Source organism: Ekhidna sp., from assembly GCF_965228795.1.
GTDB lineage: Bacteria > Bacteroidota > Bacteroidia > Cytophagales > Cyclobacteriaceae > Ekhidna.
Genome location: NZ_OZ245839.1, coordinates 3,216,602 through 3,233,426, shown reverse-complemented (window position 1 = coordinate 3,233,426; position 16,825 = coordinate 3,216,602). Strand labels below are relative to the sequence as shown.

8 protein-coding genes are annotated in these 16,825 nt (G+C 41.5%); 5 read left to right on the top strand and 3 right to left on the bottom strand.

From position 1 onward, the window contains the following. Positions 1–17: 17 nt before the first annotated feature. The 3 genes from ACQK2H_RS14555 to ACQK2H_RS14545 form a co-directional block, all read right to left on the bottom strand. Complete coding sequence (locus tag ACQK2H_RS14555; RefSeq protein WP_425392101.1) at positions 18–923, bottom strand: AAA family ATPase; 906 nt, start codon at positions 921–923, stop codon at positions 18–20. Positions 924–1,125: 202 nt separating this feature from the next. Beyond that, complete coding sequence (locus tag ACQK2H_RS14550) at positions 1,126–1,764, bottom strand: transglutaminase-like domain-containing protein (protein ID WP_425392100.1); 639 nt, start codon at positions 1,762–1,764, stop codon at positions 1,126–1,128. Positions 1,765–1,963: 199 nt separating this feature from the next. Beyond that, a complete protein-coding gene (locus ACQK2H_RS14545; RefSeq protein ID WP_425392099.1) occupies positions 1,964–3,124 on the bottom strand; it encodes a methionine aminotransferase in 1,161 nt (386 codons plus the stop codon). A 191-nt stretch (positions 3,125–3,315) separates the two neighbouring features. Between ACQK2H_RS14545 and ACQK2H_RS14540 the strand changes: the two genes are divergently transcribed. From ACQK2H_RS14540 to ACQK2H_RS14520, 5 genes are read left to right on the top strand one after another with little or no spacing between them, the layout of a single operon-like run. Further along, positions 3,316–4,032: a hypothetical protein gene (locus tag ACQK2H_RS14540; protein WP_425392098.1), complete on the top strand. Its 717-nt coding sequence runs from the start codon at positions 3,316–3,318 to the stop codon at positions 4,030–4,032. A gap of 33 nt (positions 4,033–4,065) precedes the next feature. Further along, positions 4,066–6,198 (top strand): tail fiber domain-containing protein, encoded by a 2,133-nt coding sequence (locus tag ACQK2H_RS14535; protein WP_425392097.1) that lies wholly within the window; start codon positions 4,066–4,068, stop codon positions 6,196–6,198. A gap of 14 nt (positions 6,199–6,212) precedes the next feature. Continuing rightward, positions 6,213–14,105 (top strand): BspA family leucine-rich repeat surface protein, encoded by a 7,893-nt coding sequence (locus tag ACQK2H_RS14530; protein ID WP_425392096.1) that lies wholly within the window; start codon positions 6,213–6,215, stop codon positions 14,103–14,105. Continuing rightward, entirely contained in the window at positions 14,102–15,232 is a 1,131-nt protein-coding gene (locus tag ACQK2H_RS14525; RefSeq protein WP_425392095.1) for a caspase family protein, read from the top strand. Before ACQK2H_RS14530 ends, ACQK2H_RS14525 begins: the two co-directional genes overlap by 4 nt. Continuing rightward, positions 15,232–16,698: a hypothetical protein gene (locus ACQK2H_RS14520; protein ID WP_425392094.1), complete on the top strand. Its 1,467-nt coding sequence runs from the start codon at positions 15,232–15,234 to the stop codon at positions 16,696–16,698. The genes ACQK2H_RS14525 and ACQK2H_RS14520 overlap by 1 nt, the downstream gene beginning before the upstream one ends. Positions 16,699–16,825: the final 127 nt, after the last annotated feature.

The window sequence follows — 16,825 nt, the reverse complement described above, 5'->3', positions numbered from 1 at the left end:
TGTCATTTTTGAATATATTAATTCCACGAAGGACCGCCAAAGTTGTTGTCTGCCCCAATCATCCGATTCACACGTTCCATATCTGTTTGCGTTTTGATGAGGGCACCAATTCCCTCTAACCCTTCAATTTTTTTGACGGCCTCCTTCGGCGCAACATCACTCATGTATTTCAGCCAATTCAGGATTTCCCGAGTCGTCGGAGAGCGTTCTAATCCAAGTCTTCTCAGATGATAGAATACATCTAAAGCGACCTTCACCACTTGTTCATCTAGTCCGGGATGGTGTTTCCCCACAATCTTTTCCATCACTTCCTTGTCCGGAAAATCGATGTAGTGGTAAATACATCTTCCTTTAAAGGCAGTTGGCAGCTCTTGCTCCCGATTTGAGGTGATCACAATGGCTGGCATGTCTTCCTCAGACACCTCAATCACCTCTCCGGATTCCGGCATGATGAATTTCCGGTGACTCAGGGCATAAAGCAAGTCATTGGGAAACTCTCGTGGCGCTTTGTCAATCTCATCAATTAAAAGGACAGAATTAGGCTTGCTGTAGGCAATAGCAGCAGGTCCTTTTACTACATAGTCTCCCAGATTTTCCGGATTTCGGTCGCTGGTCATGCGTGCCTCCAGACCTTTCTCTTCTCGCTGAGCATTCAGTATCTCGATTTGAGAATCTCTCAGATACTTCACATGATCAAAGCGGGCAACAAACTGCTCTACGTTGCTTTTGGAACCAACAGGATATACTTCAATATCCAAACCTCTATCTTTTGCATAGTGGATCGGTAGTTCGGTTTTTCCGGTACCAGGTTCTCCTTCTATGAGCAAGGGCATCCCTAATGTTCGGGCCATGTGGAATGCCTGAGCCAACTCCGGGTCACATAAATACTTGTCTGATCCTTTCCAATGTGTGGTTTCTGCCATGTTTATTTTTTAATACCTCTAATCAACTATTAGATCCTTCACTTCGTTCAGGATGACACGATAGTTATAACACACCAATTTAAAATTTATCTGTTGTGCTGAATTTATTTCAGCATCTTTATCAAACAGACCCTGAAACAAGTTCAGGATGACTATCATAATAATATTCAGTGCTGTCATGCTGAGGAACGAAGCATCTTTTCTAAATTTTAAGATCACCTGCCTCATTCAAAAGACTTTCCAGTTTTGGATAGTTCTCTTTCATGTTTTGCTCTATAAAATCCAGTGGAACATCCGAGAACGATCCGTAATCATCCAGATACTCCATGAACTCCTGACCGTCATTTCCATATTCCTGGAAGATGGAGTCATTCGTGCCATCAAATTCCAATGGAGCCACCCCAGTCTTATCGCATAGTTCTTTGTTGAAAGCAGGTGTGGCCTTCACCCACTTCCCATTTAAATAAACATCTACCATTCCATGAGGAGTGAGCTCATTGGTGCCAAACCTCTCTGTGAGTCGCTCTACTGCAATATGGTTTTTAACTTTCGCCAGATGCAGTTTTGTCGGAATACCCAATGCTCTTAGTCCTGAAATGTACAGGATCGACTTATCGATGCAATGACCATAATCTTTTTGTGCAATGTTGCTGGATTTCAGCGCTTCTTTCCGGAAACTAATATCATAGGGGTTATAGCGCCATCCATCCCTGACTTTCAGGTACAGTTGTTTTGCTTTTTCATGTTCCGATAATGAATCATCCTTAAACTCATCTACGAGCTCCTGAATACTTGGATTCTCATAATCAAAGAAGTATGTGCTTTCTAAATTTTCAGTCATTAATTCTTTAAAGTAATATTACTGGCAATCATAAAAGGATTTTTTGAGTTCGGAGAAAATTCATATTTCTACCCTTTTATTCCCTAAAGGGCATTTTTCATTATTCCCTTTAGGGTTTGGGGTAATTGATGGCTAGATAGAAAATCCTTTTATGATTATTTCTAAATTCTCAATCATTCTGAACTTGTTTCAGAATCTATCAACCCTTCAATTTCAATAATCGTTCTGCAGCCGCTTGAATGGTATCCTCCTTTTTAGCAAAGCAGAGTCTAATCACTTTGTCATTAGGAGGATTGGTATAAAAGGGCGACATGGGGATCGCCGCTACACCTATTTCAGAAGTCAGGTATTTGGCAAATGCCAAATCGTCCATATCACTCACTTCGGAATAGTCGTATGCCTGAAAATAGGTACCTTTTGCCACTTTAGGTGTGAGTGGTACATCCTTAAACAGCTCATTCATTTTGTCGCGCTTCTCCTGAAAGAATGCGGCTAGGTATTCATAATTTTCCGGATCATCCAGATAGTCAGCAATTCCAAACTGAACAAAGGAGTTTGTGCAAAACACGTTCCATTGATGAACGCTTTTATATTCTTTAATCAGGTACTCCGGACCCACAATATATCCCAGTTTCCATCCGGTAGCATGCAGCGTTTTCCCAAAAGAAAAGACAGCCATCGACTGTTCGAAAAGTCTTGGAAACCGCATAATACTTTGATGATCTTCATCATCGTAGGTCAGATGCTCATACACTTCATCACTAAGCACAATAATGTTATTATCCTTCACAATTGCTTCCAAAGCTTCCATGTCTTGCTTCGAAAGTATCGTTCCACTTGGATTATGAGGGGTGTTTATGATGATCATGCGTGTCTTGTCGTTCACCATGTCTCTGACTTTATTCCAGTCAATCCCGTAATCCGGATACGTCATGTTATAGGGTTTTACAACACCCCCTGCCAGCTGAATTTGTGGTTTATAGCAGTCATAAGCCGGTTCAAAAATGATCACTTCATCACCCGGATTTACAAAAGCCATAATTGCTGTGTACAACGCCTGGGTAGCTCCAGCTGTTACGCAGATTTGTGTGCTGGGATCAATGGGCATATCGTAGACATGCTCCATTTTCTTACTCAAAGTCTCATTTAGTTTGGGTAAGCCAGCCAAAGGAACGTATTGATTTTTTCCTTCTTTCAGGTGTTTAGCAACTAAATCCTTAAGCTTCTCATCGCATTCAAAATCGGGGAATCCCTGACCCAGATTGATGGCCTTATGCTCAGTGGCCAGTTTGGACATGATGGTAAAGATGTTTGTGCCTCCTGACAGAAGTTTGGGTGTAATTTGTATTCTATTGGGCATCCTTCAAATTTAGTGGAGATTTTACTTGACCGCTATTTTCATGGAAATCTCTTTTTAAAAGGATATTTTACTCATTAGGCTTAGGTTATAATGTTTTGATCGATAAAGGTATATTTAGCTATAATTATTTCGATTAACTTTATAAATTGAAAATACTGTTTGTATTTTACCTACATGCCTAATTCGTCACCATGATCACTGTATTACGATTTCTTTGCCTATTTGGCATCCTTCCGCTTTTCGCCCAGACCATCACTACATCTAATTTTGAGATAAACGATCAGCAGGTTCAATTTGATTTTACCATTGAGCAAAAGCACTCCGAACGTGAGCGCTACCAACTGAAAATTTATCATTCAGCGAATAATTACACAGAAGCCATACCCTATCAGTTGAATGAACTGGTTCCAAACAAATCGTACACGGCTTCTTTTGATGGAGGTAATCAAATTGGTTCGTTTGATGGTCAGTTGATGTTTCGGTTTGAGATAGAAGCAACCCGCTTTCCGGTAGAGCTAAGCGATGCACCAAAAAGCTTGAAGATTGGTAAGAATACGAATATCTCCTGGTTTGATTACCATGAGGAGGGCCCGTACGACGTAAAGTTGTATCAGGGGCAAATCGAAAAAACTACGTTAGCCGAAGGATTAGAATCCACAAGCTATTCCGGGAAAATTCCCAAATCTTTAGAAAAAGGCAATTACTCGATTCAGGTGATCCCGAGGGGAAGATCAGAACTCATTTCCGATAAAATACCGGTTTTATTGAAGAAGGGATTAAACCCATTACTGATTGGTGGTGGAGTTTTACTTACAGGAGGAATAGTAGGACTAGCCGCCAGTGGTGGTGGAGGTGAAGGAGGTTCTGAAGTATTTGCCGATCCACCCAATCCACCAGATGGGAATTGATAAATGAATTAAGAAATTTTGAAATATAAAATCATGAAAAAAATAGCTTCAATTGTTTTGATTTTTTACGCTGCATGTGGGTTGGCGCAGGTGCCTGAAACCATGCATTTTCAAGGATTTTTGGCTGATCCGGGAACAGGTAATGCTATTGCAGATGGTAACTACTCGTTGACCTTTACCATATTTGACGCTGCTACAGCTGGTTCTTCACTTTGGACAGAAACCCATACCACGGTATCGGTGGCTGATGGATACTTTTCGGCGATCCTTGGTTCGGAAGGGACCCCACTCACGATTGCTTTTGATGCGCAGTATTATTTAGAAGTAGAAGTAGGAGGAGAAACGCTTAGCCCACGTTATACGCTGGCATCTTCAGCTTATGCTTTAAATGCGAGAAGGTTGATGAGTACTGATGATAATGTTTTCATCGGTGTTGATGCAGGACTAAATACGACAGGTATTAAAAACACATTCGTGGGAGCGAGAGCCGGTCAAGCTCACACGACAGGTATCCATAATGTGTTTGTTGGAACCGATGCTGGGTTAAATGCAACCGCTGGTAATAGTAACACCTTTATTGGGACAGGCACTGGTTTAAATCAAGTTGACGCAGCTAATAATGTGTTTATTGGAATAGATGCGGGTAATAGAAATGTTTCCGGTTCGTCTAATGTTTATTTAGGCCAACAAGCTGGAAACTTCTCAACCGGAAGTTCGAATGTATTCATTGGAGCAAATGCAGGGGTATTTGATTTAGGCTTAGAAACAGGTGAAACTGGAAACAATAAACTATACATTGAAAATAGTGTCAACTCATCACCACTGATATACGGAGAATTTGATAATGATATTGTTGGAATAAATGGTAAACTAGGATTGGGAACCACCTCACCCACGGCAGAACTTGACATAGTGGGTACTGATGTAGGTGGGGGCATCCAAGGGAGGAGCCAGAATCTGGACGCGACCGGATGGTCTTCCTATACCCTTCGAAATGATTTGGGCAATGCGTACAGTATTTCGATGGGGGGTAGTGCAGCCACTGTTGCTCCAGGCAAGTTTTATATATTCAACGGTTATACTTCTAGTTCGTCTTTGGCTATTGACGAGAGTGGGAATGTAGGGATAGGGACAGAAAGTCCTAGTACACTATTGCATATTAACCAAACCAATAGCTCAATAGAATTAGGCGACATAAATCCTGAAGGACTTGGTACTACAACAGGTACTTTAATCCACAAATCAGATAATTCAAGTTTCCCAAAACTTAATTTGCGAAGAACTACAGGAACATTGGCTTCTCGAACCAATCTAGCAGTTGGCGATGCTTTAGGACATTTACAATTCACAGGCTATACCGAAAGTAGTTCAAATTATAGAGTTTCAGCGTTGATTGCAGGAGAGAGAGCATTTGGGAGCGATTCTCATGCTGGTAGGTTACGGTTTGCAACAAGAGCTGACGGAAGTGGTTTCGTTACAACCAGAATGTTGATTGACGATAATGGTGATATAGCGATTGGTGTTGCTACCCCATCATACAGGTTACACGTTGAGAAGGATAATCCAGGAGGTTTTGTATCCGGCTTCTACAACTTAGACGATGCAGGATCGGCTGGTGGTATTCTTATTGGTTTACAAACTGCTAACCCATCAACTTCTGAAGATTATATAAGGTTTGTCAATGGTTCAGGCAGTGAAATGGGTGTAATTTCTGGTGACGGGTCAAGTGGCGTAAGTTTCAGCAGCACATCAGACAGGCGTCTAAAAAAAGATATAAAGGATTTGGATAATAGTCTTGAAATAATTGAACGCATAAAAGCAAGAACATTTATTTATAAGACTGCATCAGACATTGAGCGAATAGGCTTTATTGCTCAAGAGCTTCAAGAAGTGTACCCACAAGCAGTATCTGGTGATCCAAGTGGAGATGTTAATACGGAACCAATGATGGTTGATTACTCTAAACTCACTCCACTTTTAACCGGAGGTATCCAAGAGCTTCTAAAGCGAGTAGAAGCACTGGAAAAAGAAAATGCATCACTCAAATCCAATAATCAAAAACTCAGCTCAGAGTTGAGTGATCTCAAATCTTCCCTTTCACGTATCGAAAAGGCCTTAGGTATTACCTCTGAAAATAAAGTCGACAATTTAGATTCTGAAGATTGAGAGTTTATATCAAAATGAAGCAACTACTTTCAATAGTATTAGTCCTAGCCGTTTCGCTATGTTTCGGTCAACCTGAACTGAGTCGTCAAGGAGATTACTCCGGAGGGAGTCGATCGAGTAGCGATTCCTATCAGCTAAACAGTATTTTTGGTCAACCTACGTCAGGGCTTGCTACTTCAGCAAGTTTCAGTATGCGTTCTGCCAATGTTAACACGTCTACCTCAACTTTGCCTGATGGGCTGGTCGCATACTATCCATTTTCTGGTGATGCAACAGACGCTTCAGGTAACGGAAACGATGGAACAGTGAATGGAGCGACTCTCACCACAGATAGGTTTGGAAATGCGGATGAAGCATACAGTTTTGATGGGGTGGATGATAATATAGACATTGGTAATGGGGTTAAACCTGATTTTCCATTTACTGTCAACACCTGGGTGAATGTTGCTGAATTAGGGTCTAATCAGACATTAATAAGAACTGATACATGGGACGGAACATCTACTTACCATGGCGTCTTAGTTTACATTGGTGGAGATGGAGGGTTAGTAATCGAATATGGTAATGGAGCTGCATCAGCATCCACTAGAGGAGGAATTATTACTGACACAAAACTAACAGCCAATCAATGGGAGCATATTGCTATTGTTTTTGAGAGTGCTTCTGATATACGAGCATATTTTAATGGAGTTTTGTCTACTTCAGTAGCGACTAATGGAACAGGCACTTCATTGGATTACACCTCTGCTAATGGAAACATTGGTTCAAGAATGCAAGGAGGTGTAGATACAAATTTTTATAATGGGGTGATAGATGACATTAGAATCTACAACCGGGCGCTTCCCAAATCAGAGATCATTGACATTTATAGTGAAAATAACTGGCTTCAATCTTCATCTGCATCCTTCATCACCACCTGGCAAACCACAGCTGATAATGAGACTATCACGATTCCTACTTTTTCCGGGGAGACGTATGATTATACTGTTGACTGGGGAGATGGTACTGTAGAAACAGATTTTACTGGTGACGCTTCACATACTTATGCTACTTCAGCAACCTATACAGTGGCTATTTCAGGAACCTTCCCGAGAATATATTTCAATAATACGGGTGATAAAGACAAAATTCAAACCATAGAGCAATGGGGGAATATTGCATGGACATCAATGAGTGCAGCATTTGCTGGTTGTGGCAATCTAACCTATACAGCTACAGATGTTCCGGACCTAAGCAATGTATCATCTATGGCATCCATGTTTAGTGGAGCCACCTCATTTAATGGCGGCATTTCTAGCTGGGATGTAAGCAATGTGACTGATATGGGGGGCATGTTTTTTGGAGCATTTACATTCAATCAGAATATTGGTAATTGGAATGTGAGTGCGGTTACCAATATGTCCAGCATGTTTAACGGTGCTTCAAGTTTTAATCAGGATGTAAGCCCCTGGGAAGTAGGTCAGGTAACGAACATGGCTGGGATGTTCTCCGGCACTGCGTTTAATCAGGATATTAGTGATTGGGATGTGAGTTCAGTTCGTGATATGTCCCTGATGTTTCAATCAGCATCATCTTTTGATCAAGACCTTGGCACTTGGGATATTTCTGGAGTTGTAGCTGATGGGGGTGCTACCTCTTTTTCGATGAGCCAGATGTTGGATGGTACAGGCATGTCCACAGATAATTACGATGCAACTTTACTTGGCTGGGCAGATGACAATGGCGGAACAGAAACCATTCCTTCTGGAGTAACACTTGGTGCCAATGGACTGAATTATTGTGGAGGAGAAGCTGCTAGAGATGAATTGATCAATACGCATGGATGGACGATCAACGGAGATTCGAAAGAATGTACTCTAAATGACGGCCTGGTCGCCTACTACCCATTTTCTGGAGACGCAACGGATGCGTCCGGAGGTGGAAAAGATGGAACACTCGGAGATGGTAGCACAACTTCGACGTTTCCTGCTTTGACAAGCGACAGATTCGAAGATGCAGATGCAGCATACAGTTTTGATGGAGCCGATGATTACATTTTGGCTCCTGCCCAGCAGTTTGATGAAGTAAACGATCCATTTACCATTATTACATGGGTTAACTGGGACGGGGATGCTAGTAGCCAGTCTCAGATAGTTTCCTGGTGGGATGCTGGTTCTGCAGGGGGTGCCTTTATGTATTTGGGCATCCGTGAAACCTCAGGAAATATCATGGTTGGAGATACCTGGGGAGACTCAGGAGTTCCGCTTCCTGCCAATGAATGGGCACAGGTAGTGGCCAGTTTTGATGGCTCAAGCGCAAATCTTTATTTAAATGGAGAGCTTGTTGCTACGGAAACCGGTCGCTCATATGATCTATCAGTAGGTAATCTTTATGTAGGAAGGCAAGGAACTGTTAACGACGAATATTTTGGAGGATCTATTGACGATATCCGTGTATACAATCGAGTGTTGGATGAAACTGAGATCACGGAACTATACATTGAAAATAACTGGCTCCAAGAGTCTCCAAATGCATTCATCACCACCTGGCAAACCACTACCGATAATGAGTCAATTAATGTACCTATAGGTTTAGATGGTGAAACATATGACTACACCGTTGATTGGGGGGATGGTACCGTGGAGTCTGGATTTACAGCAGACGCCAACCATACTTATGCAACGGCTGGTACCTACTCAGTTGCTATTACAGGTATTTACCCGCGAATTTATTTCAATAATGGAGATGATGGGCAGATGATAGATAAAATTCAGACAGTGGAGCAATGGAGCAATATATCCTGGAGTTCAATGGAACTGGCTTTTGCCGGATGCTCCAATCTTAATGTAAATGCCACAGATGCACCCGACCTTAGCAATGTATCATCAATGGCTTCTATGTTTAGAGGTGCTACTTCTTTTAACGGTGACATTTCTAACTGGGATGTCAGCAGTGTTACAGACATGAATAGCATGTTCTTTGGAGGTGTTGTTTTCAATCAAGATATAAGCAGCTGGGATGTGGGAGCGGTTACTAATATGTCTAATATGTTTAACGGTGCTTCGAGTTTTGATCAAGATTTAAGCCTTTGGGAAGTAGGTCAGGTAACGAACATGGCTGGGATGTTCTCGGGAACTGCATTTAATCAGAACATTAGCGATTGGGATATAAGTTCAGTTCGTGATATGTCCCTGATGTTTCAGTCAGCAGCATCGTTTAATCAAAACCTTGGCGCTTGGAATATTTCTGGGGTCGTAGCTGATGGCGGAGCAACGTCTTTTTCGATGAGTCAAATGTTTGACAACTCTGGCATGTCCAAAGCTAATTATGATCGTACGCTGATTGGTTGGGCTGATGATAATGGCGGAACTGAAACCATTCCTGCCGGGATTAGCTTGGGTGCATCAGGATTGCAATACTGCCTGGCAGTACCTGCGAGAGATGAATTGATAAATACCAATGGTTGGACCATATCCGGTGATTCAGAAAATTGTGGTAGTCCGGTTCTGGACCTTCCATTTGATGGAGATGATCTGGATGCCTCCGGGTATGGATTTGATCCATCCATTAATGGGCCTGTAACAACCACGGATAGATCAGGCAATGGAGATCAGGCCTACAGTTTTGATGGTGTGGATGATTACATGGAAATTCCGAATGCAGATTTTTTTGGAGGAAGTGAAAACGTTACGATGGCCTGGTGGCAAAATATTGATAACTCAACAAGCTTTGGAGATGTCCTGAGCTTTGGCAATATCAGAGCATATGTTAATGAGGGGTCTTTAATAGTTAATACATTCATCAATTCAACCGGGGAATCCATTTCTACTTCAATTTCAGACGGATCCTGGGAGCACATTGTGTTCACGTATGATGGCGTTGAAGTTCGTATTTACAAAAATGGGATTGTATCTGATAGTCAGCCTCGTACAGGAAAAATTGATAACTACATTGGTTCGGCATTTATAGGTTCACTGGTTAATACTAATAATTACCTGGATGGATCTGTGGATCAGATAAAAGTATACCGTAGAATATTTTCTGATTTAGAAGTTCAAGACTTATTTGATGCAGAAAAACCATTTTCCACAGAAGCTCTTATCACCTCATTCAGCATCCCGAATCAGGTAGGAGAAACCACCATTGATAACGATTTGGGAACCATTGAAGTCGTAATGCCTGTCGGTACGGATGTTACCGGTTTAACTCCGACCATAGAAGTTTCTACAGGTGCTGCGGTGAGTCCTGAGAGTGAGATAGCACAAGATTTCAGTAATTCGGTTACTTATACAGTAACAGCTGAGGACGGAATCACTACCAAGTCCTATGAAGTATTAGTAACAACAATTAATCAAGGACTTATCGCGTACTATCCATTTAATGGAGCTACAAATGATCAAAGTGGAAATGGTTATAATATGTCTCCTCAAGGGAATCCGAAACTTGCGGTTGATCGATATGGTGTTACTTCAATGAGTTATGAACTAGATGGTTCTGATGATCGATTCGAAAGTTTTGCATTTGATATGCCTGACTTTTGGACAGTCTCATTATGGCTAGAACCATTTATCGATGGAAGAAACCTGGTATCTCAGCATGATAATGCCGACCCAACCACAAATGCTTTTCAGTTTAATTTAGATGGAGACTTAGACTTAAATATAACTACCGAAGGAGAGCTTGGATCTTTTGCATCCGCTACTACAGATGGTGATTTGATCGTTCTTAATCAGTGGCAACAAGCTGCTGTCAGCTATGATGGCTCAACCATTCGCCTTTATGTCAATGGTGAATTAATAAATGAGACTTTAGGATCCAGAGACTATAGGGATATTTCATCTTTAAACATTCCGGTTACAATAGGAGCTCTTAGCGATGGAAGCGGCGCTTTTGCAGGACGAATAGATGAGGTACGGATCTATGATGAAGCGATAAGCAATGCACAAGTTAATGCCATCTATTTAAGTGAATTTCCTACAGTACAGCTAGGGACTAATATTGCAAGCTACAGTTTTCCTGAACAAACTGGACCTGCTACCATAGGAGATGGAACGATACTGATTGAAGTGGAGAATGGAACCGACCTGACCAATCTAGTTGCTTCATTTAGTCTCTCAGCTAATGCAACCGCTACAGTAGAAGGGGTTAGTCAGGAAAGCGGTGTTACTGCAAATGATTTCACCAATCCGATTATCTATAAAGTGACTGCTGAGGATGGTATTACAACATTGGAATGGGAAGTCACAGTATTTGAGGCTTCAGATACTGATACTGAGATTTTAGACTTCAGCTTTGCTGAACAAACAGGTCCGGCAACCATCGACGATGGATCGGTTGATATTGAAGTAGCCAATGGTACGGATCTCACAAGTTTGGTCGCTTCATTTACTTTATCTACAGGTGCAACAGCCACTATAGGAGGTACTGCGCAGCAAAGTGGGGTTACTGCAAACGACTTTAGTAATACCGTAACTTATACGATCACAGCCGCAGATAATGTAACTACAGAAGAATGGGTGGTGAAAGTGACAGAAGCTTCAAATGCCGCTACAGAATTCCTAGCATTCAGTTTTAATGAACAAACCGGAACCGCCACCATAGGCAATGGTACTGTTATCATAGAAGTAGAAAATGGTTCAGACTTAACCAACCTGGTACCATCATTTACACTTTCGGCGGGTGCTACAGCCACAGTAGGAGGAGTTACTCAAGTGAGTGGAGTTACTTCAAATGATTTTACTAATCCTGTCACCTACACAGTCACAGCAGCAGACAATGTAACTACTCAGGAATGGGTAGTGACCGTATTTGAAGCTTCTCCAACAGCCACAGAAATTTTGGCTTATAGTTTTGATGAAGAAAAAGGTCCTGCCTCGATTGGCAATGGAACCGTAAACATTGAAGTAGCTTTTGGTACGGATGTATCTGATTTGGTTGCCACATTTGATCTTTCTACCGGAGCAAGTGCTACAGTAGGTGGAATAACACAGGAAAGTGGTGTTACATCCAATGACTTTACAAGTGCTGTCACTTACACGGTAACAGCAGCAGACAATGTTACTACGCAAGACTGGATAGTAAATGTCTCTGTGGCATCAAACGATTCCACCGACATTAAATCGTTTGTTGCGGATGGTATAGAAGGAGAAATAAACACAATCAACCATACTGTAAACCTAAGTATGCCTTCAGGTACTGATCTTTCAGCGCTTACACCTACTATCGAAGTTTCTACAAATGCGACCATAGCTCCTGCTTCCGGTGTTGCACAGGATTTTACTAGCCCGGTTACTTATACCGTCACAGCTGAGAATACCGCCACACAGGAATGGGTGGTTACAGCCAGTGTTGAGAGCATTCCTCCTGAGAATTTGTTTTTATCCAATAGTACAATCACCGCGGGTCCATCTGGCAAAATAGTTGGCGATATAGGCATTATTGATGAAGATAATGTAATCGGGGACTACACGCTTTCCGTGTCTGATGGGTCTGAGAATTTCGAGATTACTGCTGGTAGACTTGTCACAACGGTGGAACTAACCTCAGGAGATTACTCTGTTACGATTCTTGCGGAGGGACCAGGCACAATCCAGGAGACGTTTGTGGTAACCGTTGAAGACTTGAGCGTGATACAAAACGTTCTACTTGCGATATTAAACTCAGCCTACGGAAAGGATGTGTCTAAATACCGAATCATTGGTGTTCCGGTTGATTCCGAGTCTATTGGAACGGTATTTACATCACCTGCTGCATCAGAACTTGGCGATACCTGGAGAATGCTAAGCTATCCAGGAGGAGACGATGGAAGAGCCAGTGATCTTTCGCAAAGTAGCACCCTGCAAGCTGGAAGGGGCTATTGGTACATTACGACGGTTGAACCTACGATCGTGATACCGGATGGCTCTGCACCTGCGCTTAATAGGAATGGAGAGTTTGAGCTACAATTGGTGGCAGGTTGGAATTTGGTTGGGAATCCGTTCAACGAAAGTTGGAGTTGGACGGAGGTAATTACTTACAATATTGACAATGGTTACATCCAGTCAGGCGATGTATCCACTGATTTCTTTGTGTATGATCCTCAGCAGCAAACGGGGTATAGAAATAATTCCAATATAGGTGTATTTGGAGGTGGATGGGCTAGAGTGAATGGAGGAAATGCGGTGACCCTGCGAATACCATCCCCCGCATTGCTGGCGCAAGGGCGTGTCGCAACAGAAGGTAGATCCAATGGATATGTGAATAGTTCGCTTGATTGGGAAGTTATTGTAAGTGTTGTAGGTGAGAAATTCTATTCTGCTTTATCAGGGGTATCATTCAAGGAGGAAGCTACCAGCGGTTTTGATGTCATCGATCGTCAAGCTCCTCCTGCTGTTCATGAATCGGTTAAGGTAGATCTCTTAGATGCTGAGCTTGGCCTTGCCATTAACAGAGTACCTTACGCAGATAATCATACCTGGAACTTTCGTTTGGAGACAATGGATAGAACCTCCACTTTGAGGTGGGATAAGAACATTGTTAATGAACTAGCTGAACCTCTTTACATTATTTTACCAGAGGAGGGTATCCTCCAGGATATGAGGTCAGTAGGTGAAGTCACCGTCACTAATAGTACTTCTAAGGTCCAAATCCATTATGGTATTGATCCACCACTAACTAACATGATCAATATACTGGCCACCTATCCAAATCCAACTGATGATGAGGTATTCATCCGTGTTTTGGCACATGAATCATTGACGAATAAAACGGCACAGATTTACCTGTATGATCATCAGGGTAAAAGGGTGAAATACCTGGATGGTTTAGCAATCGCTGGGAATGGTAGCGAATTTAAACTATCTTTAAAAGACTTATCCTCAGGGATTTACGTTCTTCAGGTGCTGATCGACGATCAAAAGAGCAAGAATATTAAAATACAAAGACGATGAAATATTTGATGTCATTCTTTACGGTTGTATTGTTTATGTGTGCTTCAGCACAGCAGGCAAGCCATACCACAGAACCCGTTGAGGTTTCGTTCAAAGGCAATAGTCCAACTATGCTGGTGATAAATGCGCCTGAGAAACTGGAAATGAAATCCAGGGGATTGACGACCATTTATGCCAAAGAAATTGAGATTCAAGGAAAGGTGGAAGATGATGAAGGTGTCAATGTATTTCTGCTCAACAACTTTTCCATTCCTGTAAATGCTGATGGAACCTTTTCCAAGACTGTGGAAGTAGCTGAAGGAGAAAATGAATTGAATTTTGTGGTAATCGATGGGGCGGGAGATAAGTTTGAACGCACCTATGAATTTATGGGTCAGCCGGCACCTGTGGTAGCGTCTACAGGAGGTCTGGGGAGTTCTTCCAGTAAGTACTATGCCTTGATAATTGGTATAAATGATTATGACGACCCGGAAATGGTAGACCTGGACAAACCGCTTCAAGACGCAGAAGATCTTGCAAACATTCTGGTTCGAGATTACACATTTGACGAAGAAAATATTACGTTACTTAAAAACGCCACAAGGGCGCAAATCATTGATGAGTTAGCAGCAATTCGTAAAAAAGTCACAGAGGAAGATAATGTGTTGATTTTCTATGCCGGACATGGTTATTACGATACAGATAGTGAGATTGGCTATTGGATTCCATCGGATGGAAGAAGAGCTAGTACATCGAACTGGTTTAGAAATAGTACACTGACAGATGAAATCAGCGCAATTAAATCTAAGCATACGTTATTGATTGCTGATGCCTGTTTTTCCGGATCCATTTTTAAAACGAGAAAGGCATTTTCTGATGCTTCATTTGCAATTAACAAATTATACGAATTACCAAGCAGGAAAGCTATGACCAGTGGTTCATTGTCCGAGGTTCCTGATCAAAGTGCATTCATAAAGTACCTTTTTAAACGTTTAGAGGGAAATACAGAAAAATACCTTGCCTCAGAACAGCTTTTCAGCAGTATGCGAATAGCGGTTATCAATAACAGTGAGGCTATGCCGCTTTACGGTACAATTAATAGTGCAGGTGATGAAGGAGGAGACTTCATTTTCATAAAAAGAGATTAATGCGTCTATCGCTTTTTGTCCTTTCCCTGGCTTTTGGCTTATGTTCCTTAGCACAACCTGTCTGGGTTAATTCATCATCACTTGAAGACCTGTATCCTGAGAAAGAATTTTTAGTAGGATATGCCAGTCTGGAGAAAAATTCCGGGCCATTGATAGTTGCATTGGATGATGTCAAGGAGTTCGCCATTCTAAACCTTGGAGAGTCACTTTATCTTGAAGTAGTAGCTGCATCTGAGGGAGCTGAATCTGAGTTTTTTTTACCCAATTCCATTTCTAAACAACTGCTCTATGATGGAGGAATGGTTGTTGAGACATATCATGACTCCATTAATCAGGTTGTATATGCTTTTGCGTTTTTGAAAAAGAAGGAATTAGTTAAGCCTGTATACCTTGAACTCACAGATGAATTAAAGCAGGTTAAGAAGGGATTGGATCAAATGGAGTCTGATGGAGATGTTGATGCAAGAACATTATCCCAATTATCCACCCATTTGCTGATAGCTAAAGCAAGAAGTGAAGTGTTACCTAAATTGGGTATTGACAATCCGGTTGTATTAAAAACAGCTCAAATTAATTTGTACGATAATCTGATTGCAGGTAAGCTTTCCAATGCAAAAAAATCATCAACCCTGTCTATCCGAGATCGTCTGAATATCATGGTTCAGTCAATTGTCAAGGAATCTAAAATGAATGAATTTCAGATTACGCCAATCACTTATAAAAACACAGATTTAGTAAGTACGTTTTCGGGCTATTTAGAAGATGAGTTGCGTTTGATTTTACCTATGCAGGAGGTTGAAGTCAAAGAAGACTCAAAATTCAAATTGATTAGTTCATACTGGTTAAAAGACGAAAATGTATTGGTTGCTTTTTCCTTGAAACAATTTGATGGAGATGAAGCTGTCAAGGTTTTTGCTACAGAATCGGTTTTCATACCAAAATCAGATCTACTTGAGAAAGGACTCATATTTTACCCTGATGAGAGACACATATCACGGGTTCGATCTGAGTTTCTTTTAAATCAGGCAAACGGAGGTGTGCAGGTAGATCTTGTCACTCAGAAGGGTACCCGGCGGTTGGTTTTCGAATCAGGAGATAAATTGAGTTTGTACGTAAGTGCTACACGTCCGGTTTTTATTACATTATTGAATATATGGGATGACGGTACCCAGGTGCTGATGATGGAGAATTACTACATTGGCAAAGACAGAATCAATCAGGCCATAGAATTACCTTTTGAATGGAATGTGAAGTGTCCGTGTGGAACGGAATACATCAAATTGATAGCCGAAAAGAACCCTCTTATACCTATGTTGACTGAAAAGAATGAGGATGGATTTAAAGTGGTTGTCAAGGACTTTCAGGAGAACATTAAGGGGGTGAGGGATCGCCAGCAAACACTACAAGGCAGTAATAAGAATTACTATTTTGGAGAATCCCATTTGGTGATTACAACTACACAATAGACTTCAAATTCATATCATCTTCAGGGTAAATACTGACGTATGTACCATTAATGGTCATCCATCAATAGTCGCTTATATCATGAATTGATAAAATATTTTTCAAAAACTGAAGGAACAAACCAATCTG

What these genes read in the sequence shown, in the direction of transcription:
- ACQK2H_RS14555 (WP_425392101.1), bottom strand. Translation starts at nt 923, where the DNA reads ATGGCAGAAACCACACATTGGAAAGGATCAGACAAGTATTTATGTGAC.
- ACQK2H_RS14550 (WP_425392100.1), bottom strand. Translation starts at nt 1,764, where the DNA reads ATGACTGAAAATTTAGAAAGCACATACTTCTTTGATTATGAGAATCCA.
- ACQK2H_RS14545 (WP_425392099.1), bottom strand. Translation starts at nt 3,124, where the DNA reads ATGCCCAATAGAATACAAATTACACCCAAACTTCTGTCAGGAGGCACA.
- ACQK2H_RS14540 (WP_425392098.1), top strand. Translation starts at nt 3,316, where the DNA reads ATGATCACTGTATTACGATTTCTTTGCCTATTTGGCATCCTTCCGCTT.
- ACQK2H_RS14535 (WP_425392097.1), top strand. Translation starts at nt 4,066, where the DNA reads ATGAAAAAAATAGCTTCAATTGTTTTGATTTTTTACGCTGCATGTGGG.
- ACQK2H_RS14530 (WP_425392096.1), top strand. Translation starts at nt 6,213, where the DNA reads ATGAAGCAACTACTTTCAATAGTATTAGTCCTAGCCGTTTCGCTATGT.
- ACQK2H_RS14525 (WP_425392095.1), top strand. Translation starts at nt 14,102, where the DNA reads ATGAAATATTTGATGTCATTCTTTACGGTTGTATTGTTTATGTGTGCT.
- ACQK2H_RS14520 (WP_425392094.1), top strand. Translation starts at nt 15,232, where the DNA reads ATGCGTCTATCGCTTTTTGTCCTTTCCCTGGCTTTTGGCTTATGTTCC.